The sequence below is a fragment of the Vibrio sp. PNB23_22_6 genome (assembly GCF_052877535.1).
This window is the reverse complement of record NZ_JBNFXP010000079.1, coordinates 1-464: the sequence shown is the minus strand read 5'-3', so window position 1 is coordinate 464 and position 464 is coordinate 1. Positions and strand designations below refer to the sequence as shown.

Here is a 464-nt window from a genome sequence, read left to right as displayed (position 1 = left end):
TCTATGTTAAGAGATGGCGTCATGTGGGATGAGAACATAGCGAAAAATTAGCTATTGACGCCATAGTCGTTTGTTATATTTTTTAGTGCAACAGCTCACCAGTAAAACGATCTCTCCCCCTCCAGAATGTACATTCGGGGCAATATTCTCCTTTGGGGTAGTCAATACCTTCCTCATGAGGACAGCCAATGATCTCTTCTACCATACCTACCGTTTTGGCGCTATTTTCGTCGATAAACTCTAAAACCTCTTTCAATACCATTTCAGATTTTCGTATATCGGATGAAGAAAACCACTTTTTCATGGGTTCGGGTTCTGCACCTTCATAACGTATTATCGCACAAACAAGTTTCGTTGCTGTTTTATCATCAGGTCCATAAAAGGCGACTGGTAAGACCCCACTTCACTAGACACTTAATAGTTATATAATTCAATAAACTATGAGGTGTTATCATGAGCGGAAA

The 464-nt window shown here is 39.9% G+C and carries 1 protein-coding gene; it reads right to left on the bottom strand.

Translation table 11 applies throughout. The features are described from left to right. Positions 1–82 precede the first annotated feature (82 nt). The gene (locus ACVA54_RS19705; RefSeq protein WP_446649892.1) at positions 83–304 is read right to left on the bottom strand and encodes a hypothetical protein; all 222 of its coding nucleotides are present in this window, start codon (positions 302–304) and stop codon (positions 83–85) included. Positions 305–464 lie beyond the last annotated feature (160 nt).